At 72.6% G+C, this 21,032-nt stretch carries 15 protein-coding genes; 10 read left to right on the top strand and 5 right to left on the bottom strand.

The window, feature by feature from the left end; genetic code table 11:
* The first annotated feature begins 460 nt into the window (after positions 1-460).
* From panC to C4J65_RS14110, 9 genes are all read left to right on the top strand, one after another.
* Positions 461-1,474 (top strand): pantoate--beta-alanine ligase, encoded by a 1,014-nt coding sequence (gene panC / locus C4J65_RS14155; protein ID WP_115742743.1) that lies wholly within the window; start codon positions 461-463, stop codon positions 1,472-1,474.
* Positions 1,471-3,204, top strand: coding sequence for an L-aspartate oxidase (locus tag C4J65_RS14150; RefSeq protein WP_115742742.1), 1,734 nt, complete (start codon positions 1,471-1,473; stop codon positions 3,202-3,204). Before panC ends, C4J65_RS14150 begins: the two co-directional genes overlap by 4 nt.
* 5 nt (positions 3,205-3,209) lie before the next feature.
* The gene (gene nadC / locus C4J65_RS14145) at positions 3,210-4,199 is read left to right on the top strand and encodes a carboxylating nicotinate-nucleotide diphosphorylase (RefSeq protein ID WP_115742741.1); all 990 of its coding nucleotides are present in this window, start codon (positions 3,210-3,212) and stop codon (positions 4,197-4,199) included.
* A gap of 5 nt (positions 4,200-4,204) precedes the next feature.
* Entirely contained in the window at positions 4,205-5,002 is a 798-nt protein-coding gene (locus C4J65_RS14140; RefSeq protein ID WP_003975453.1) for a type III pantothenate kinase, read from the top strand.
* A 460-nt stretch (positions 5,003-5,462) separates the two neighbouring features.
* Positions 5,463-6,122: a hypothetical protein gene (locus C4J65_RS14130; protein ID WP_115742740.1), complete on the top strand. Its 660-nt coding sequence runs from the start codon at positions 5,463-5,465 to the stop codon at positions 6,120-6,122.
* A 23-nt stretch (positions 6,123-6,145) separates the two neighbouring features.
* Entirely contained in the window at positions 6,146-6,325 is a 180-nt protein-coding gene (locus tag C4J65_RS14125; RefSeq protein WP_011028944.1) for a membrane protein, read from the top strand.
* 137 nt (positions 6,326-6,462) lie between these two features.
* On the top strand, positions 6,463-6,861 hold the full coding sequence (locus C4J65_RS14120) for a BlaI/MecI/CopY family transcriptional regulator (protein ID WP_115742739.1): 399 nt from the start codon (positions 6,463-6,465) through the stop codon (positions 6,859-6,861).
* Between the two features lie 9 nt (positions 6,862-6,870).
* Positions 6,871-7,380, top strand: coding sequence for an amino-acid N-acetyltransferase (locus C4J65_RS14115; RefSeq protein ID WP_115742738.1), 510 nt, complete (start codon positions 6,871-6,873; stop codon positions 7,378-7,380).
* A gap of 285 nt (positions 7,381-7,665) precedes the next feature.
* On the top strand, positions 7,666-8,001 hold the full coding sequence (locus tag C4J65_RS14110) for an Lsr2 family protein (RefSeq protein WP_003975458.1): 336 nt from the start codon (positions 7,666-7,668) through the stop codon (positions 7,999-8,001).
* On the opposite strand, the gene C4J65_RS14105 is transcribed toward C4J65_RS14110, so the two are convergent.
* On the bottom strand, positions 8,002-8,709 hold the full coding sequence (locus C4J65_RS14105; protein WP_115742737.1) for an SCO3374 family protein: 708 nt from the start codon (positions 8,707-8,709) through the stop codon (positions 8,002-8,004). It lies immediately after the preceding gene.
* Positions 8,710-9,150: 441 nt separating this feature from the next.
* On the opposite strand from C4J65_RS14105, the gene C4J65_RS14095 reads away from it, so the two are divergent.
* The gene (locus C4J65_RS14095) at positions 9,151-11,679 is read left to right on the top strand and encodes an ATP-dependent Clp protease ATP-binding subunit (RefSeq protein WP_115742736.1); all 2,529 of its coding nucleotides are present in this window, start codon (positions 9,151-9,153) and stop codon (positions 11,677-11,679) included.
* An 82-nt stretch (positions 11,680-11,761) separates the two neighbouring features.
* Here the strand turns inward: C4J65_RS14095 and C4J65_RS14090 are convergent, their stop codons facing one another.
* The 4 genes from C4J65_RS14090 to C4J65_RS37045 form a co-directional block, all read right to left on the bottom strand.
* A complete protein-coding gene (locus tag C4J65_RS14090) occupies positions 11,762-14,791 on the bottom strand; it encodes an NACHT domain-containing protein (protein ID WP_115742735.1) in 3,030 nt (1,009 codons plus the stop codon).
* Between the two features lie 45 nt (positions 14,792-14,836).
* Positions 14,837-15,496 carry an HAD family acid phosphatase gene (locus C4J65_RS14085; protein ID WP_115742734.1) on the bottom strand — a complete coding sequence of 220 codons (660 nt, stop codon included), beginning with the start codon at positions 15,494-15,496 and terminating at the stop codon, positions 14,837-14,839.
* 160 nt (positions 15,497-15,656) lie between these two features.
* On the bottom strand, positions 15,657-18,242 hold the full coding sequence (locus C4J65_RS14080; protein WP_115742733.1) for an NACHT domain-containing protein: 2,586 nt from the start codon (positions 18,240-18,242) through the stop codon (positions 15,657-15,659).
* 9 nt (positions 18,243-18,251) lie between these two features.
* Positions 18,252-20,840 (bottom strand): NACHT domain-containing protein, encoded by a 2,589-nt coding sequence (locus C4J65_RS37045; RefSeq protein WP_115742732.1) that lies wholly within the window; start codon positions 20,838-20,840, stop codon positions 18,252-18,254.
* Between the last annotated feature and the right edge of the window lie 192 nt (positions 20,841-21,032).

Below are 21,032 nucleotides of genomic sequence, written 5' to 3'. Positions count from 1 at the left end.
GCCCGGAAGGCACCTCCGACGCAGACACGGACCCGGAGGGCACCCTGGACGCGGAGGACAACACCCCGATCCCCGACGGGCCCACCGGCCCCGACAGCGCTGGCGGCCCCAAGGGCACCCCGGCCGCCGAACGCGCCTCCGACGCAGACGTGGACCCCGAGGGCACCCTGGACGCGGAGGACAACACCCCGATCCCCGATGGCCCCACCGGCCCCGACAGCGCCGACGGTCCCAAAGGCGCCCCCAGCCCCGGCGCGAACACCGGCCCCGATGGCCCCACCGGCCCCGCAGGTACCCCGGGAGGCCCGGGCGCGGACGGACCTCCCGGCCCGGAAGGCACCTCCGACGGAAGCGCGGGCCCCGAGGGCACCCACGACCGGGAGGGCACCCCCAGCCCCGGCGGGAACACCGGTCCCGAAGGTCCCACTGGCCCCACCGGCACCGACGACGGAGGCGCCCGATGACGACCCACACCCCTCCCGCCCTCCTGCGCACCGCCGACGAGCTGCACGCGCGTGTGCGCCGCGGCCGCCGGGCCGTCGTGATGACCATGGGCGCCCTGCACGAGGGCCACGCCACCCTGATCCGTACGGCGCGCGACCTCGCCGGACCGGACGGCGAGGTCGTCGTCACGGTCTTCGTGAACCCGCTCCAGTTCGGCGCGGGCGAGGACCTCGACCGCTACCCGCGCACCCTGGACGCCGACCTGGAGATCGCCGGGCGGGCGGGCGCCGACGCCGTCTTCGCCCCCGCCGTCGACGAGGTCTACCCGGGCGGCGAACCCCAGGTGCGCATCACCGCGGGCCCCATGGGCGAACGCCTGGAGGGCGCCTCCCGCCCCGGCCACTTCGACGGCATGCTCACCGTCGTCGCCAAGCTGCTCCACCTCACCCGCCCCGACCTCGCCCTCTACGGCCAGAAGGACGCCCAGCAGCTCGCGCTGATCCGCCGCATGGTCCGCGACCTGAACTTCGGCATGGAGATCGTCGGCGTCCCCACCGTGCGCGAGGAGGACGGCCTCGCTCTGTCCAGCCGCAACCGCTTCCTCTCGACGCCGGAACGCCGCACCGCCCTCGCGCTCTCGCAGGCCCTCTTCGCAGGGCTGGACCGGCACGCCGCCCAGGAGGCGCTGTGCGCGCGGGCCCGCGAGGTGCCCGCCACCCAGGCACGCGCCGAGGCGCTCAGCGCGCTGGGCGAGTCCCGCGCGGCGGCCGACGCCCACGCCGTCGCCACCTCCGCCCCCGGCAGCGCCACGGCCGTCCGGGACGCCGCCCGCCTGGTGCTGGACGACGCGGCCAGGGCCACCCCGCCCCTGGAGCTGGACTACCTCGCCCTGGTCGACCCGTCCGACTTCACCGAGATCGGCGACGACCACACCGGCGAGGCCGTCCTCGCCGTCGCCGCCCGGGTCGGCGCGACCCGCCTGATCGACAACGTCCACCTCACCTTCGGACCCCTCGGAGCCGCCTCGTGACCAGCACAGGCATACGACTGCACGCCCCCGCGCCCGGCTGGGCGATCGCCGCGGACGTGGTGGTCGTCGGCTCCGGCGTCGCGGGCCTCACCACGGCCCTGCGCTGCGAGGCCGCCGGCCTGCGGACCGTCGTCGTGACCAAGGCCCGCCTGGACGACGGCTCCACCCGCTGGGCCCAGGGCGGCGTCGCCGCGGCCCTCGGCGAGGGCGACACCCCCGAGCAGCACCTGGACGACACCCTGGTCGCCGGCGCCGGCCTGTGCGACGAGGAAGCGGTCCGCATCCTGGTCACCGAGGGCCCCGACGCCGTACGCCGGCTCATCGCGACCGGCGCGCACTTCGACGAGTCCACCGAGGGCGGCCTGGCCCTCACCCGCGAGGGCGGCCACCACCGCCGCCGCATCGCCCACGCGGGCGGCGACGCCACGGGCGCCGAGATCTCCCGCGCCCTGGTCGAGGCGGTACGCGCGCGAGGGCTGCGCACGGTGGAGAACGCGCTCGTCCTGGACCTCCTCACGGACGCCGAGGGCCGTACCGCGGGCGTCACCCTGCACGTGATGGGCGAGGGCCAGCACGACGGCGTCGGGGCGGTCCACGCCCCCTCGGTCGTGCTGGCCACCGGCGGCATGGGCCAGGTCTTCTCGGCGACGACGAACCCCTCCGTCTCCACGGGCGACGGAGTGGCCCTCGCCCTGCGCGCCGGCGCCGAGGTGAGCGACCTGGAGTTCGTCCAGTTCCACCCCACCGTCCTCTTCCTGGGCCCGGACGCCGAGGGCCAGCAGCCCCTGGTCTCCGAGGCGGTACGCGGCGAGGGCGCCCACCTGGTGGACGCGGACGGCGTGCGCTTCATGCAGGGGCAGCACGAACTGGCGGAACTCGCCCCGCGGGACATCGTCGCGAAGGGCATCACCCGCCGCATGCAGGAGCGCGGCGCCGACCACATGTACCTGGACGCCCGCCACTTCGGCAGGGAGATGTGGGAGCACCGCTTCCCCACGATCCTCGCCGCCTGCCGCACCCACGGCATCGACCCGGTCACCGAGCCGGTCCCCGTCGCCCCGGCCGCCCACTACGCCTCGGGCGGCGTCCGCACCGACGCCCACGGCCGCACGACGGTCCCCGGCCTGTACGCCTGCGGCGAGGTCGCCTGCACGGGCGTGCACGGCGCCAACCGCCTGGCCTCCAACTCCCTCCTCGAGGGCCTGGTCTACGCCGAACGCATCGCAGCCGACATAGCGGCCGCCCACACGGCCGGCACCCTCCACGCGCGCGTACCGGACCCCCTCCCGCACCCGGACCACCCGCAACACCCGCTCCTCCCTCCCGAGGCGCGCCTCACCATCCAGCGGATCATGACGGAGGGCGCCGGGGTCCTGCGCTCGGCGGACTCCCTCACCCGCGCGGCCGACCGGCTGCACGGCCTCCACACCGAGGCCCGCGAGTCCCTGCACGAGCACGGCAAGACGTCCGAGCCGGGTGTCGACACCTGGGAGGCCACCAACCTCCTGTGCGTGGCCCGCGTCCTGGTCGCCGCGGCGGCACGGCGCGAGGAGACCCGCGGCTGCCACTGGCGCGAGGACCACGCGGACCGCGACGACACGACGTGGCGCCGCCACGTCGTCGTACGGCTGAACCCGGACCGCTCGCTCGCCGTGCACACCACGGACACGCCAGAATTCCCCCCGACCGTCCACGGCGCCCAGCCGACGCACCGTCCCCAGGAGCAGTGACAGCAGTGAACCCCTCCGACCCCACCGAACTCCCCCTCGCCTCCGGCGGAGGCTGCGGCGACGGCTGTGCCTGCGGCGCGGAAACCGAAGAAGGCGCCTTCATGGAGTGCGGCCTCGACCCCGCTCTCGCCGCACTCCTGCTGGACTCCGGACTCGACCCCGTCGAGGTCGAGGACATCGCGAACGTCGCCATCCAGGAGGACCTGGCGGGCGGCGTGGACGTGACGACGGTGGCGACCATCCCCGAGGACGCCGTGGCCACGGCCGACTTCACCGCCCGCGAGGCGGGCGTCGTGGCGGGCCTCAGGGTCGCCGAGGCGGTGCTGTCGGTGGTCTGCACGGACGAGTTCGAGGTGGAGCGCCACGTCGAGGACGGCGACCGCGTGGAGGAGGGCCAGAAGCTCCTCTCCGTCACCACCCGCACCCGCGACATCCTGACCGCCGAGCGCAGCGCGCTGAACCTCCTGTGCCGCATGTCGGGCATCGCGTCGGCCACGCGCGCGTGGGCGGACGCCCTGGACGGCACGAAGGCCAAGGTCCGCGACACCCGCAAGACGACGCCGGGCCTGCGCGGCCTGGAGAAGTTCGCGGTCCGCTGCGGCGGCGGCGTCAACCACCGCATGTCGCTCTCGGACGCGGCCCTGGTCAAGGACAACCACGTGGTCGCCGCGGGCGGCGTAGCCGAGGCCTTCAACGCCGTGCGCGAGAGCTTCCCCGAGGTGCCCATCGAGGTCGAGGTCGACACCCTGCACCAGCTGCGCGAGGTGGTGGACGCGGGCGCCGACCTGATCCTCCTGGACAACTTCACCCCCGCCGAGTGCGAGGAGGCGGTGGCCCTGGTCGCCGGCCGGGCCGCCCTGGAGGCCTCGGGCCGCCTCACCCTCACCAACGCCAAGGCGTACGCCGACACGGGGGTCGACTACCTGGCCGTGGGCGCCCTCACCCACAGCTCTCCGATCCTGGACATCGGCCTGGACCTGCGAGCGGCGGAGTAGACGCCATGCTGCTGACGATCGACGTAGGCAACACGCACACCGTCCTCGGCCTCTTCGACGGCGAGGACATCGTCGAGCACTGGCGCATCTCCACGGACTCGCGCCGCACGGCCGACGAACTGGCGGTCCTCCTCCAGGGCCTCATGGGCATGCACCCCCTCCTCGGCGACGAACTGGGCGACGGCATCGACGGCATCGCCATCTGCGCGACGGTCCCCTCCGTCCTCCACGAACTCCGCGAGGTCACCCGCCGCTACTACGGCGACGTCCCCGCGGTCCTCGTCGAACCGGGCGTCAAGACCGGCGTCCCGATCCTCACCGACCACCCCAAGGAGGTCGGCGCCGACCGCATCATCAACGCGGTCGCCGCGGTCGAGCTGTACGGCGGTCCGGCGATCGTCGTGGACTTCGGCACGGCGACGACGTTCGACGCGGTCAGCGCGCGCGGGGAGTACATCGGCGGCGTCATCGCGCCCGGCATCGAGATCTCGGTCGAGGCGCTGGGCGTCAAGGGCGCGCAGCTCCGCAAGATCGAGGTGGCGCGTCCTCGCAGTGTGATCGGCAAGAACACGGTCGAGGCGATGCAGTCCGGGATCGTGTATGGCTTCGCCGGCCAGGTCGACGGCGTAGTCAACCGCATGGCGCGGGAGCTGGCCGACGACCCGGACGACGTGACGGTCATCGCGACGGGCGGGCTGGCGCCGATGGTGCTGGGCGAGTCCTCGGTCATCGACGAGCACGAGCCGTGGCTGACGCTGATGGGTCTGCGGCTGGTGTACGAGCGCAACGTGTCACGCATGTAGCGACCCGGGGTGCGGGTGCGAGGGAGCGCAGCGGGGTGTGCCGCTGCGCCCACCCACGACTGCCCGCAGCTGGGCGGGCGGCGACGCGGCGGGAGAACCGCGTACGGCGGGACGGGGTGCCGGTGAGCGGGCGGGCGGCAGCCGCGTACGGCGGGACGGGGTGCCGGTGAGTGGGCGGGCGGCAGCCGCGTACGGCGAGAAGGGGTCGTGTCGGGGGGTGTCCGCCCGCAGCGGTTGGCGCGTCAACGCCCCGAGCCTCTTGAAGGAACCGATTCCGCGCCGTTCCGAGGACGGACACCCCCCGGCGCGGCCCCGACCCACCCACCGGACAAACGGCGCAACGCGCACCCCCACCGACCCCCCCCACAGGCCGCCGCAGGCACCCGCATCCGGGTGGGTGCATACGCCACACCCGCGCACCCTATGCGGGGTTTGTCTGATTAGCGCGTATCGTCACCACATGCCCACGCCCTACGGACCCCGCGGCGGCATGGCGTTCGGTGCTCAGGAGCTTCGCGTGCTCCGGCGAGCCCTCGCCCTCGCCCTGAACCCCAGCCCGGTCTCGGCCCAGGAGGCCCAGGACTGCCTCCACCTCGCCGACTCGCTCGACGAGGCGATGTGGGAGGGCGCCAGGCTGCGCGCTTTCCTGATGGCCGACCTGGCCCGCTACCGCGCTGCCCTCCCCGGCACCACCACCGGCTACCTCGCGCTCCTGGACGAGGCGGTGGCCGCCGGCCACCGCCCCGGCGCGGACGACCTGGCCGCCCTGGGCGCCCTGCGCGGCAACCCCGCCGCGGCGGCCCTCCTGGCCCGCTGCGACCCCGAGACGTCCACCACGTCCACCACCCCCACCACGTCCGCCACGTCCACCACCCCCGCCACGTCCACCACCGTCACCCTCCCCGCCGCCCGCACCCGCCTCCACGCCGTCCCCGGCGGCAGGCAGTCCGGCAAGGAGCCCCCGCAGAAGCCCGCCGCGAAACCGGCCCCCCGACCCACCCCCGCTCCCGCCGCCCCCAAGCGCCCCGTCCCCACCCCCGGCGAGGTCTTCCCGCCCCGCAAACCCGCCCCGCCGGCCCCGCCAGCCCCGGACACCCGGCACCACCTCGCCGCCGGCTGACGGCGCCTGGCTACCCTGGTCCCATGGACTACGTCTCCGCGCTCCTGCCCCCGGCCGTCATGGCCGTCTTCTTCATCGGCTTGATCCGGGTGATCGTGAAGACCCAGGGCGGCGCCAACAAGGCCAAGGAGGACGCGGTCGTCGACGCCGCCCTCGCCCGTGCGGAGGGCGCCCGGCAGCAGTCCCCCCATCCCGAGGCCTGACCGGCCGGCGGACCCCGCGTACGGCTCCCTCGCCCGAGGAGCCGTACGCCCCTTTTGTGCCCGTATTCCGGCGAAGGCGCACGTCCCGGACGCGATCGCCCCGATCTCCCACTATCGTTCGAAGCGTGCCTCGCCCATTGGGAGAACTCGAAGACACGGTCATGACGAGGGTGTGGAAGTGGAACCGCCCCGTGACCGTTCGGGAAGTCCTGGAAGACCTGCGACAGGAACGGTCCATCGCGTACACCACCGTGATGACCGTTTTGGACAATCTCCATCAGAAGGGCTGGGTGCGCCGCGAGTCCGAAGGCCGGGCCTATCGATATGAGGCGGTCTCCACTCGCGCCGCCTACGCCGCCGCCCTCATGAACGACGCCTGGTCCCAGAGCGACAACCCCGCCGCGGCCCTCGTCGCCTTCTTCGGCATGATGAGCGAGGAACAGCGCCAGGCGCTCGGAGACGCCATCCGCATCGTGCAGGGACCTGAAACCCCCGCGCCGGGACCCGGCGCGGTAGCGGACGGCGGCGAGCGATAGCGTCCCCACATGTCAAATGCCATCAGCGTCCGGCGGGCCCGCACCAGGGATGTCCCGGACGTACGCCGGCTCCTCGACACGTACGTCGGTGACCGCATCCTGCTCGACAAAGCGATGGTGACGCTTTACGAGAGCATCCAGGAGTTCTGGGTCGCGGAACGGGACGACAACGCCGAGGTGGTCGGCTGCGGCGCCCTGCACGTGATGTGGGAAGACCTCGCGGAAGTACGCACTCTCGCGGTGAAGCCCGGCCTGAAGGGCTACGGTGTCGGCCACCAGCTGCTGGAGAAGTTGCTGGACACGGCACGCCGGCTCGGTGTTCGCCGCGTTTTCTGTCTGACCTTCGAAGTGGACTTCTTCGTCAAGCACGGGTTCGTGGAGATCGGGGAGACACCCGTCGACGCCGATGTGTACGCGGAGCTGCTGCGTTCCTATGACGAGGGCGTTGCGGAGTTCCTGGGGCTCGAACGAGTGAAACCGAACACCTTGGGCAACAGCCGGATGCTTCTGCATCTGTGATCGCCGCCCGACGGTAGGCATCCGTGACGCTTGGCAACCCTTCGCGAGTCCTTCGCAGTCGTTCGAGGTTTATTCCACCGACGTGCCCTTCATGGGTTCCCTATGTCCGAAACGCGCATGTTTCCGGCCCGGAGCCGGGCTACCGGTCTCCGCCGGGGGTTTGTGTTTTTCCGGCAAAAGCGGTTTGCTTTCCGGCGTACTGCAGTACTGCATATAACAAGGGACGGCGATACGGCGGACGCCGACGGACCCCCGGCCCTCAAGTTATCGATGAAAGGAAATCCGGTGGCACAGAAGGTTCAGGTCCTTCTTGTCGACGACCTCGACGGCGGCGAGGCAGACGAGACCGTGACGTTCGCACTGGACGGCAAGACCTACGAGATCGACCTCACCACCGCCAACGCGGACAAGCTCCGCGGTCTTCTCGATCCGTACCTGAAGGGTGGCCGTCGTACCGGAGGCCGCGCCTCGGGCGGCCGCGGCAAGGCACGCGCCGCTTCCGGGGGCAGCCAGGACACCGCGGCGATCCGCGCCTGGGCCAAGGAGAACGGCTGGGACGTCAACGACCGCGGCCGTGTCCCCGCGAAGGTCCGCGAGGCGTACGAGCAGGCGAACGGCTGATCACCCGGCCCGCGCCACCGCCCGCGCCCGCGGTGGGCCGCTCGCGGTGAGCCGGACCCGGTGGCACTGCGTGGCCAGTGTCCGGACCAGCCGGGCGAGATCCAGGACGGTTCCGGCGCAGCCGAGGGCCGACAGCGCCGGCAGCGAGGACTCCGCCTCGCACCACGGCTCCGGGGGCCGCAGCCAGACGGCGGCGCCCCGCACGCCGTCGCGGTCCGGGGGACGCGGCGGCGGCCCGGCCGGGCCGGGCTCCGCAGGGACCGGGACGACGGGAGCGAGGGGCGCCTCCACGAGGCCGCCCGCTCCGACCGCCGTCAGGTCCAGCGCCAGCGAGCCCCACTCCAGCCACTCCAGCAGCCCGGGCAGCTCCTCCGCGCCGCCCGCCGCCACGAGCAGCAGCATCCGCTCGCCCCGGACGGCCACCGGAAACCCCGGCGCCCGCGTTCCCGTACTGGCCTGCACGCCCCGTCCGGACCATCCGAGCCGCTCCAGCGTCGCGTACCCCGCGGCGGCCGGCACGTCCAGGACGTCGAAGCGGACGCCCGTGCGCAGCCGCACCGGCTCCCCGGGCGCCGTCGGCCACCCGAGCACGCTCTCGTACCACCACCGCGCCCGCTCCCACGCCGAGCCGCCGTTCCCGGTGGGCCGGCGGGGCGACGGCACCGCGGGGGCGGGAGCGACGGGGACCGAGTGCGGGGCGCCAACCATGCCAAGTGCAACAGTCGAAAGAGCACTCGGGTTACGCTGGGTGGTGTCATGAATGCGCAGAGTGCTGAAGAAGGGCGTCAAGAGGGGGCGTGCGGGGGTGCGGGGAGGCGCAAGGCTGTTCGCCCGTAGCGGAGGGAACCGGTGCGCGCGGCATGGAGTGTCAGCCCCCGCGGGTAAGACATCCCTAGTGGGAGGGGGCGACATGCAGATCGGGCCGTCTCGCGTTCGCCATCGGCGTACTGGCGAGTGGGGTAAGTGCCTGGCCTGCGGGAACATCGTCTCGCACCATCGGGTTGTGGCAGATGTCGGCGTCAGGGGTCAGGAGGCCATCGACGGTGTCGGCAGTTGGAATGAGCGGTCCCCGCTTGCGGGACTAAGCTGCGGAAGGACAGGGAGGGGAAGTTCCCCTTACTGCCTGACCGCTCTGAGGAGCGATTAACGATGTTCGAGAGGTTCACCGACCGCGCGCGGCGGGTTGTCGTCCTGGCTCAGGAAGAAGCCCGGATGCTCAACCACAACTACATCGGCACCGAGCACATCCTCCTGGGCCTGATCCACGAGGGTGAGGGTGTCGCCGCCAAGGCCCTTGAGAGCCTCGGGATTTCGCTCGAGGCGGTCCGCCAGCAGGTGGAGGAGATCATCGGCCAGGGCCAGCAGGCCCCGTCCGGCCACATCCCCTTCACCCCCCGTGCCAAGAAGGTTCTGGAGCTGTCGCTCCGCGAGGCCCTCCAGCTGGGCCACAACTACATCGGCACGGAGCACATCCTGCTCGGCCTGATCCGCGAGGGCGAGGGCGTCGCCGCCCAGGTCCTGGTCAAGCTGGGCGCAGATCTGAACCGGGTGCGGCAGCAGGTCATCCAGCTGCTCTCCGGTTACCAGGGCAAGGAGACCGCCACCGCCGGCGGTCCTGCGGAGGGCACCCCCTCCACGTCCCTGGTCCTCGACCAGTTCGGCCGGAACCTCACCCAGGCCGCTCGTGAGTCCAAGCTCGACCCGGTCATCGGGCGCGAGAAGGAGATCGAGCGGGTCATGCAGGTGCTGTCCCGCCGTACCAAGAACAACCCGGTGCTGATCGGTGAGCCCGGTGTCGGCAAGACCGCCGTCGTCGAGGGCCTCGCGCAGGCCATCGTCAAGGGGGAGGTGCCCGAGACCCTCAAGGACAAGCACCTCTACACCCTGGACCTCGGCGCCCTGGTCGCCGGCTCCCGCTACCGCGGTGACTTCGAGGAGCGCCTGAAGAAGGTGCTCAAGGAGATCCGTACCCGCGGCGACATCATCCTGTTCATCGACGAGCTGCACACGCTGGTCGGTGCGGGTGCCGCCGAGGGCGCCATCGACGCCGCGTCGATCCTCAAGCCGATGCTGGCCCGCGGTGAGCTGCAGACCATCGGTGCGACCACGCTGGACGAGTACCGCAAGCACCTGGAGAAGGACGCGGCCCTCGAGCGCCGCTTCCAGCCGATCCAGGTCGCGGAGCCGTCGCTGCCGCACACGATCGAGATCCTCAAGGGCCTGCGCGACCGCTACGAGGCCCACCACCGCGTCTCCATCACGGACGAGGCCCTCGTCCAGGCGGCGACGCTCGCCGACCGCTACATCTCGGACCGCTTCCTGCCGGACAAGGCGATCGACCTGATCGACGAGGCCGGTTCCCGGATGCGCATCCGCCGGATGACCGCGCCGCCGGACCTCCGCGAGTTCGACGAGAAGATCGCCGGCGTCCGCCGCGACAAGGAGTCCGCGATCGACTCGCAGGACTTCGAGAAGGCCGCCTCCCTGCGGGACAAGGAGAAGCAGCTCCTCGCCGCGAAGGCCAAGCGGGAGAAGGAGTGGAAGGCCGGCGACATGGACGTCGTCGCCGAGGTCGACGGCGAGCTGATCGCCGAGGTCCTCGCCACGGCGACGGGCATCCCGGTCTTCAAGCTCACGGAGGAGGAGTCGTCCCGCCTGCTGCGCATGGAGGACGAGCTCCACAAGCGGGTCATCGGCCAGAAGGACGCCGTCAAGGCGCTCTCCAAGGCGATCCGCCGTACCCGTGCCGGCCTGAAGGACCCGAAGCGTCCCGGTGGCTCGTTCATCTTCGCCGGCCCGTCCGGTGTCGGTAAGACCGAGCTGTCCAAGGCCCTCGCCGAGTTCCTCTTCGGCGACGAGGACGCGCTGATCTCCCTCGACATGTCGGAGTTCAGCGAGAAGCACACGGTCTCGCGCCTCTTCGGTTCGCCCCCCGGCTACGTGGGCTACGAGGAGGGCGGCCAGCTGACGGAGAAGGTCCGCCGCAAGCCGTTCTCGGTCGTCCTCTTCGACGAGGTCGAGAAGGCCCACCCGGACATCTTCAACAGCCTTCTCCAGATCCTGGAGGACGGTCGCCTGACCGACTCCCAGGGCCGGGTCGTGGACTTCAAGAACACGGTCATCATCATGACGACCAACCTCGGTACCCGGGACATCTCCAAGGGCTTCAACCTGGGCTTCGCCGCCGCGGGTGACACGAAGTCCAACTACGAGCGCATGAAGAACAAGGTCCAGGACGAGCTGAAGCAGCACTTCCGGCCCGAGTTCCTCAACCGTGTCGACGACGTGGTCGTCTTCCCGCAGCTCAGCCAGGACGACATCCTGAAGATCGTCGACCTGATGATCGACAAGGTGGACGAGCGCCTCAAGGACCGGGACATGGGCATCGAGCTCTCCCAGTCCGCCAAGGAGCTGCTGTCCAAGCGGGGCTACGACCCGGTGCTGGGCGCGCGTCCGCTGCGCCGCACGATCCAGCGCGAGGTCGAGGACTCGCTGTCGGAGAAGATCCTCTTCGGCGAGCTGCGTCCCGGTCACATCGTGGTCGTGGACACCGAGGGCGAGGGCGACACGGCGACCTTCACCTTCCGGGGCGAGGAGAAGTCGACCCTCCCCGACGTCCCGCCGATCGAGCAGGCGGCCGGTGGCGGCGCGGGCCCGAACCTGAGCAAGGAGGCGTAGCCCTCCGGGGGTGAGCCTGAAAAGGGGCTTCTCCGGGACCTCGGTCCCGGAGAAGCCCCCTTTTTTTGCCGCGCCCAGGTGCTCACTCCGCGGTCACTTCCGCGTCGGGAAAGAGCGTGACGACCTGCCCGGTGTTCAGGGGGAGGCCGGTGGCGGAGCCGAGGAGAACGGTGCGCACGTCCGGGAGCCGGGTCGCGAGCAGCGACAGGTCCTCGTCTCCCGTACAGGCGAGGAGACTGAGGTCGAGGACCCCCGGCAGCGGCGGCACGGGCCCGATGTTCTTCGGGAAGAGGGAGCCGTGCAGCAGCAGGATGCTGAGCCGGGGCAACCGCTGGACCTCCGCCCAGTCCTCGGTGGTCAGAGGCGCCGTCGGGGCCAGGTAGAGGGCGCGAAGAGTCTGCCAGTGCGCCAGCCCCCGCAGACCGGTGTCGATGGTGGCGTCGTCGCCGAGGTGGAGGTACTGCAGGGGCGCCTCGGCCGGAAGGGCGTCGGTCAGCTGTCGGCCGGGGAGTCGGTCGGCCACCGACAGCTGAACCAGTGAGTCCAGCGCGGCGAGCCCGGAGAGGTCGGCTGCCTCGGTGACCAGGAGGCCCGTGAGCGACAACGCCGCCAACTGCTCCAGGTTCCGGGCCGCCGGGCAATTGACCAGGAGCACGCGCAGGGCGGTGAAGGCCGTCAGCCCGCCCAGCTCGGTCACTTCCCGATTCGCGATCAGCTGCAATGAGGTGACCGACTCCGGATGCGTGGATCCGATGATGTCGGCCATGCGGTGCGCCCCGCGCAACGTGAGCTGGCCCCAGGGAGCCATCGTGGCGACCGCCTCGCGCTGGGCCGGTGTCTCACACGTCAGGAACAGGTCCGTCCGGTCGAGGTGGTCCAGCACCTCACTCGCGTACTCCCGCGCGTCGAACCTTCCCCACGTTCCCACCAACTGCCGCCGCACATCGAGCGAGGGATGTTTCCGGTACCGGCCCAGTACGGCCAAGGCCCCGGCCGGCTCGTGCGGTGCCAGCAGCGAGGCCGCGACGACGACCCCGTGCGCTTCCGAGTCCGAGAGCCCCTCCGGCCCCGGCAGCAACTCCAGCACTAGCGGTCCCGCCTCGGCCAGCGTCTTCGCGTCCTCCTTCGTCGTCGGCGGGATCAGCTCGCCCGCCCGGCTCTCCACCTCCGCCCGCACCACCGGGTCCAGGGCGGTGGCGTGTTCCAGGCACGCCAGGGCCAGCAGGGTCAGCCGGGGGGTGTCCTCCGCCAGCAGCCGCCGCAGGAGCATCGCCCGTTCCCCGGTCCGGGCGTGGGCCACCGCCATGCGGACGACGTCCTCCCACTGGCTGTCGCCCGCGTGCCCCGCGATGACGTCGAGGTGCCCCTCCTCGACCGCGTACCGTGCGCCCAGGTAGTCCTGGAAGGTGCGGTGGACGAAGTCCAGTGACCCCTCGTCGGGCCGCCGGAGGAGCCCGCTGCGCAGGACCAGCGCCCGCAGCACCGTCGCCGCGTCGCCCTGCCCCGCCGCCGAGGTCACCGACGGCAGGGCGCGCTCCACGATGCCCTCGGCCGTCTCCACCGCCATCTCCGTGCGCCTGCTCAGCACCAGCGCGTACGCCAGCCGCTGGAGCAGCTCCAGTTGGGCCTCCTCGCCCAGCTCCACCTCGTCCAGGCCCCGCTCCCGGTCCCGGCGGGCGAGCAGCATCGTCAGGGCGGCGTCGTACAACTCCTTGCGGCCCGTGGGGAGGTAGCCCCGGCGTTCCCGGTGCAGGGCGCAGATCAGGCCGCACATCAGGGGGTTGGTGGCGAGCCGGGCCAGGTCGCGCTTGGTGCGCAGGGAGTCCAGCAGCCGGACCTCGAACTCGGGTGCCTCGGCGGCCGCGTGCCAGCGCCGTACGAAGGTCGCCACGTCGTCCTGGCGCATGGGGGTGAGGGCAAGCTCCCGGAAGCCCTCGGCGGCGAGCCAGTCGGAGCGTACGGCGGTGGGGCGGGAGGTGAGCAGCCAGCGGTTGCCGGGGAAGGCGCGGATGAGGGCGAGGAGCCAGTCGCGGGCGCGGTTCCGGTCGGCGCCGGGGATCTCGTCCAGACCGTCGACGAGGACCAGGCCGCGGCCGGCGTTCAGCACCCGTTCGGCCCAGCCCTCCGGAGGGGCGAGGGGGCAGCCCACGGCGGTGAGGAAGGCCGCGGGGGAGGGCAGCGCGCCCGCCCGGGTCAGTGTGCGCAGCGGCAGGACGTACGGGACCCGGTCCCCGTCTCGCGCGGCGGTCACCGCCAGCCACTGCACCAGCGTCGTCTTGCCGGAGCCCGCGTCGCCGCGCAGCAGTACCCGGTCGCGGGTGCGCAGGGCGTCCTCGGCGGCGAGGCGGACGGTGCGCTCGGGGTCGGCGTACTCACCCGGGAGCGCCGCGGTCCGTTCCTCCTCCGCGGTCGCCTCCAGGCTCAGGTAGGCGACCTCCAACGGCCATCGGTCGGGCGAGTCGCGCAGGTCGATGCCGTAGATGGTGATGCGGTTGTGCTGCTCGGCGACGTACGACAGGTACCGGCGCTCGAACGCCGTGTCCCGGGCGTCCGGCCCGGGTACGCGGCTGATCAGCTCGTCGACCTTCGCGATCAGCTCGGCCTGGCCGCGGGTCTGCTCCACCAGCGTCCGCGCCACGAAGGTGGAGCGCCGGGTGAAGAACTCCAGGATGTGCAGGCAGGCCCACTCGGTCGCCGAGTCGAGAAAGTAGCGGGCGTCGCTGGAGAGCCCGTCTCCGGAGCCGGCCGCCTGCCGACGCAGCCGGGCGGCCAGCTCACCGTGCCCCAGCCGCACCGCCTGGACGTCGTCCATGTCCAGGTCGCCGAGGGCGAGGAGGCGCGCCGCCAGGGCGTCGGTGACGGCCGTCTCCTCGTCGTGGGGGAAGGGCGGCTCGCCCCGGGAGTCCAAGGCCGCCGCCACCAGTTTCCCGGCGAGCCCCCGTACCTCCCTCTCGCCCAGCGAGCGCTGCTCGCCCCGGAAGGACACCAGGCGGGTCAGCCGGACCGGTCGGTCGACCAGTCCGGCGCCGGGGCCGCCCGACACGAACAGTTTCCTCACCAGCGGGGCCACCAGGCTGGACGCCAACTTCCCGCCGAGCACCGCCGGTTCCATGTGCCACCCCCGTGGTCGGTCGTCCTCCCCGGAGCCTATCCGGCGTCAGGACAGCTGACCGTCGTAGTCCGGCAGCTTGAACGTCTTCTCGGCGTGGCCGCCCGACAGGTCGGTGGCACTGTTGCCGATGTTCGCGATGATCGTGTAGCCCTTCGACTCGATCTCGGCGCGCTGTTCGGTCTTGTACTCGGCCACGTCCTTGAACAGGTCCAGGAAGCCGCGCACGTACAGCCCGGAGGACTCGTACCCGGCGTGGGCGAGGTTCCACTCGGTGGGCGCCTCGATGATGCCGGGGCGGGCGGTCACGAAGAACAGGGCGACGCCGTGCTCCTGGGCGTACTCGGCGACCTCCAGGACCGGCCGGTTGGCGGGCTGGGGGTAGCTGAAGCCGAAGTCCGTCTCCAGGGAGGTGTTGTCGATGTCGAGGACGACGGCCTGCTTCTCACCGGGGGCGGAGTCGGCGATCCGCTCCTTCAGGTACGGCAGCGCCGCGTCCATGACGGCCCGGCAGTCCCGCTGCCAGGTGTCGTAGCCGACGTCGGCGGCGGCCGCGGCGGGCGCCGCCGTGCGGGGCGCCTCGGCGGGGGCGGCGACGGACGGCGTGACCGTCGCGGTGAGCGCCGCCACGGTGACGGCGGACGACGCGGCGACCCGCGTCCAGGTGCGGCGCCGGGTCTGCCTGGTCTGTCCGTTCTGGTCGGTCATGGGGGGTGGGTCCTCTCATGCCTGCGCGGATGCCTGACGGCAAAGTTGTCGCGTGCATGCTTGCCCCAGCAAGTGGCCGGACGGCAACGATTGGGTTACTGAGCAGTAGTCAGCCGTCCGACCTGCGCGGTCGCGCCCATGACTACGCCTGCGCCCATGCCTACGCCGTGATCTCCACCCCGTCCGGCACGTTCCGTACCCGCGGCAGGCGGGGATTGACCCGCAGCACCCGCAGCCGGGGCAGGCCGGACAGCCACGAGACGTCCGTGTCGGGCAGCTCCGCGTTGAGCCACAGGTGGGTCAGCTGGTCGGGGAGCAGTCCCGCCAGCAGTTCCTCGGCCCGCATCACCCCGGCCACCTGGATGCGCGGCCGCCCGCCGAGTTCGCGCAGGGCCGCCAGCTCGGCGGTGTCGGCGACCGGGAAGTACAGGCCGTCCGGGTCCAGGTGGGCGATGATCTCCTGGGCGTACCGCTCGGTGTCGAAGTGCCGCCAGCCCCGGGCCAGTTCGGTGCGCACCGGCAGGGCGGCGCGGGAGCGCAGCCGGACCAGGTAGTCGATGGCCGCGTCGTCCTGGACGCGGGTCGCGGTGCAGGCGAGCAGCAGGGCCTGCCGGTCGTCGGGCACCTGGCCCGGGTCGGGCAGCAGCTCGAGCACGATGGGGCCGACCCAGCCGAGCCCTCGGGCGGCCAGCTCCGTGGTCGGGCGCACCAGGTTCTTCGTGCGGTCGTGGACGAGGCGCTGGACGGCCGGGTCGAGTTCGGTGACGTGGTCCAGGCAGGCCGCGGCCATCAGTCTGCGGTGGTTGATCTGCGGGCGGCGCAGCCCCGGTGCGGGCGCCAGCAGCCGTTCCAGGAACTGGGCGCACTCCTCGGGGCGGGCGTGGGCGGCGGCCATCCGGATGACCTCCTCCCACTCGGACTGGTGGGCGTGGTCCACCAGCGTGGGGAAGCGGCCGCGGGCCACGATCTCCTTGGCGGCCAGGTAGTCCTGGAAGGTGCGGTGGACGAAGTCGACCGACTCGCCCGACCGTTCGCGCAGCAGGCCCGTGCGGTGCAGCAGATGCCGGAAGATCTTCGCGCCGTCTCCCTGCGCGCGGGCGGCGGGCATCGCGGGCAGCGCGGCGTCCAGGATGCCGACCGCCCGTTCCCGGGTCAGTTCGGAGGCGTCCTCCTCCAGCATGGCGTGGGCCAGCTTCTGCAACAGTCGTTCCCTGGTGCTCTGCTGGAGCCGCACGTCGTCGGCGTACAGGACGTCCCGTTCGGGGTCGCGGCGCTGGAGCAGCATCTCCAGGGCGGCGTCGTACAGCTCCTTGCGGCCGCTGGGCAGGGAGCCCGCCCGGTCGCGGTTGAGGGCGCATATCAGGCCGCACATCAGGGGGTTGGTGGCGAGCTGGCGCAGCTCGCGGTAGATCCGCACGGAGTGCAGCAGCCGCTGCTCGTACTCGTCCAGCGTGCTGCGCTCCCGCTCGCGTTCCCGCGGTCCGGGGGAGCGGCTCTGCTCGTCGAGGCGGGCCGCCGAGTGCCAGTCCCGGACGAACCGCGTCACCTGGTCGCGGGACATGGGCGTGAGGGACAGCTCGACGAAGTCCTCCTCGGCCAGTCCGCCGCCCGACAGCCAGCCCTCGGAGACGGCGGAGGGCCGGGAGGTGACCAGGCAGCCGTTGCCGGAGAAGACGCGCAGCAGCCGGCGGAGCCGGTCGCGCAGCTCGCCGCGGGTCTTCTCCGGCGCCTCGTCGATGCCGTCGACCAGCAGCAGGGCCCGGCCCGCGAGCAGGGTGCGCACCACCCACCCCTCCGGAGCCCGGTCGGCGAGCGGATGCCGGACCGCGTGCAGGAAGTCGTCCGGGGCCGGGAAGCCCTCGCGGGCGAAACGCCGCACCGGCAGCACGAAGGGGACCCGGGAGCCCTCCCGGGCGGCGGCCACGGCCAGCCACTGCACCAGGGTCGTCTTGCCCGAACCCGCACCGCCGCGCAGCAGCACCCGGTCGTGGTCCTCCAGGGCACGGTCCGCGAGCAGCACGGTGCGCTGCTCGTCCTCGGCTCCGCCCACCCCGCCGCTGCGCTCCTCCGCCTCCAGGCTCAGGTACGTCTCCTCCAGCGGCCAACGGTCGGGCGCGTTGGGGAAGTCCACGCCGACGATGGTCAGCCAGCCGTGCCGCCGGGCCACCCACTCGGCGTACTCGGCCTCGAACGCCACGTCCTCCTGAGGCCGTTCGGCATGCCGGGCCGCCGCCTCGGCGTCGCCCAGGTCGACCAGCTGGGCGATCCGGCTCGCCCGTCCCGGCAGTTGCCGCTGGAGGTAGGCGGAGCGCCGCACCAGGTGGTGCAGGACGTGCAGGCACACCGACACAAGCAGCGCGTCGTGGAACCAGGCCGCGTCCGGCGACAGCTCCCGGTCGGCGCCCTGTACCGCGCCCCGCAGCCGCCGCGCGTAGTCCTGCGGTCCCAGTCGTACGGCGTCGGCGTCGGTGACGTCGACCTCGGCGATGGCGAGCAGGGTGCGGGCCAGGACGTCGACGACCGGGGCCAGTTCGGCGGTGGGCGCGGCATGCCGCTCGGCGGCGAGGTGCACCAGGTCGGCGGCGGTGCGGTGGACGTCGTCCGGGGTGGCCGTGGCCCTGGCGCCGCGCCAGGAGACGAGGCCGGGGACCGGTTCGGAGAACACCGGTGGGCGGGCGGGGTCGCGGAAGAGCCGGTGGACGAGCGGGGCGGCGAGACGGGAGGGCGTGCGGACGACGGCATCCATGAAGGTGGGTCACTCCCCGAGGTGGCTGCGCTCTGCGGACGACGGCGTCTCGAACTCCGCCACCCAGGCCGGGACCTGCCCGGCCACCGACCCGTCCACGTCCGTGCCCACGTAGACGGATGACAGGCGGGGGAAGGCCGACAGCCAGGACAGCCCCTCCACCGGGTGCGGTGCGTCGAGCGCCAGGTGGGTGAGCCGGTCGGGCACGATCAGGGCCGTCAGGTCCTCGACCCGGTAGGAGCCGTGGATCATGAGGCGCTGCCAGCCGCCCAGCGCACCGAGCATGCGGAGGTCCTCGGGCGTGGTCACCATGAGATACGACTGGTAGGACAGGTGGGCGAGGATCTCCCGCGCGTACCGGGCCCGGTCGAAGCGGTCCCAGGCCGCGGCCAGGGCCCGCTGGACGTCCTCGCTCGGATGGTCCCGGAAGCGGCGCAGAAAGTGCAGCGCCGCCTCGCTGCCGACCTCGATCGCGGTCTGCACGGTCATGTACGCCGTCCGCTCGTCGATGCCGGCCGGGCCGGGCAGCATGCCCAGCACCAGATCACCCCCGGCCCGCGCCACCTCCCGGGCCGCCGCCAGGTCGGCCGGCGGGACATGGGCCGCCAGCCCCTCCTCGACCCGCTCGCGGACGCCCGGCTCCACCTCCGCCGCATAGCGCAGCCCGGCCGCGGCGAGCAGTGAGCCGCGCGGGGTGCCCGGCTCCGTGAGCCGGCGCAGCATGTGCTCCGCCTCCTTGGGCCGGGCGTGAGCGAGGGCGAGCAGGATCACGTCCTCCCACTCGTCCCGGTCGGCGTGGTCGACCAGCAGGTCGAAGTCCATCTCCTGCACGGCCAGCCGCGAGCCCAGATAGTCCTGGAAGGTGCGGTGCAGGAAGTCCACCCGCCCCTCGGCGGGCTCGCGCAGCAGCCCGGAGCGCAGCAGCAGCGCGGCGTAGACCTCCTCGTCGTCGACACCCGCGAGGTTCAGCGCGGGCAGGGCCCGGCCGACGATCTGGAGTGCCTCGGACCGGTCCATCTCCGCCCGGCCGTTGCGGATCAGCCACCACGCCAGCTTCTGCAGCAGCTGCACCTGGGTGGCGTACGGCAGGGCGGTCCCGGCGGGGGCGTGCAGCTCGCGCTCGCGGTCCCGGCGTTCGAGGAGCATGGTCAGGGCGGCCTCGTACAGGGACCGGCGGTCCTGCGGGAGGAAGCCGCGCCGGTCGCGGTGCAGGGCGCACAGCATGCCGCACATGAGGGGGTTGGTGGCCAGCCGGTTCAGTTCCGAGGTGGTCCGCACGGACCGCCGCAGTGCCTCGCCGACCGCTTCCTCGGCGCCGGCCGCGCGGTGCCAGCGCCGTATGAACGTGTCGACCTCCGTACGTCCCATCGGGGCTAGGTCCAGCTCGTGGAACCCCTCGGCGGCCAGCCAGTCCCGCGGTACGGCCGAGGGGCGCGAGGTGACCAGCCACAGGTTCCCCGGGAAGGTCCGCACCAGTTCGCGCAGCCAGCGGCGGACGGCGCTCCGGCGGTCGTCCGCGATCTCGTCGATGCCGTCGATCAGCAGTACCCCGCGCCGGGCCCGCAGAACGCGCTCGGTCCAGCCGGGCGGCTGCTCTCCCGCGACGGGCGCGCCGACCGCCCTCAGGAAGTCCCCGGGCAGCGGCAGCTCCGCGCCCGGCCGCACGATCCGGCGCATCGGCAGCACGAACGGCACCCGCCCGATGAGGTGGGTCAGCCCGTGGTCGTAGACGCGGCCGGCCGCCGTCACCGCGAGCCACTGCACGAGGGTCGTCTTGCCGGATCCGGCGACGCCGCGCAGGAACACCTGGTCGTGTCCGGCGAGCACCTGCTCGGCGGAGACGCGCAGCTGCCCGGCCCCCGCGGGGCGCTGCCGCCCGTGCTGCGGCCGGGTCGCCTCCAGGCTCAGGTACGCCGTGTCCAGCGGCCACTCCCGGGTCCCGGCGTCCAGCCCGTAGATGGTGAGCGTGCCGTACCGGGCGGCGACGTGGTCCGCGTAACGCTCCTCGAAGCCGGCGTCCTCGGCCGACTGGGACGGCAGCCGTTCCAGCAGGACGTCGACGGCCTGGACCAGCCGGGACAGCTGCTGCGTCTGGACGGTCAGCTGCCGGGCGACGTAGGTGGAGCGCTGGGTGAGGAAGTTCAGGATGTGCAGCGAGGCGGTGTGCAGCAGCCGCTCGTACAGCAGCGTGCCGCCCTCGCCGAGCCCGTACGGGGCCAGGGGTACGCCGGCGCCCAGCTCGCGGGCGAACCGCTCGGGGCCGAGCCCGACGGCCTCGTAGTCCTCGACGGTGATCTCGCCGAGCCGGGCGAGCGTGCGGGCGAGGGCGTCCTTGACGACCGCCGCCTCCGCGGCGTCCACGGGCTCCTCGCCGGGTCCGGCCGAGGTCAGCGCCCTGCGGACCAGCTCCGAAGCGATCTTGTCGACGTCCTTGGGCGTGACGTTCCGCTGCTCGCCCCGGAAGGACACCAGCGCCGATATCCGCACCGGCCGGTCCACCAGACCCGCTCCCGGCCCGTCCCGTACGAAGAGCCGGCGGACGAGCGGTGCGACCGCGCTGGACGCGACACGGGCCCCGAGTGCTGTGACGTCGACCATGCTCCGAGCCTAGGTGAACCCCCTTGTGCAGGGGGCGGGTTAACCGGGACGGGAGTAGCCCCCGTCACATTCACCGGCTCTTCGATCACGGCCGCCGGTGATGTGCCGCACAGGCCGATTGCCGTGTACTACGGGGAATAGTGGCGCCCACAAGAACCACGAAACCGGACATAACGGAGTGCCCGGCGGGAG

This window comes from Streptomyces sp. CB09001, from assembly GCF_003369795.1.
In the GTDB taxonomy this organism is placed as follows: Bacteria; Actinomycetota; Actinomycetes; order Streptomycetales; family Streptomycetaceae; genus Streptomyces.
This window is presented reverse-complemented; position numbering and strand designations above follow the sequence as displayed.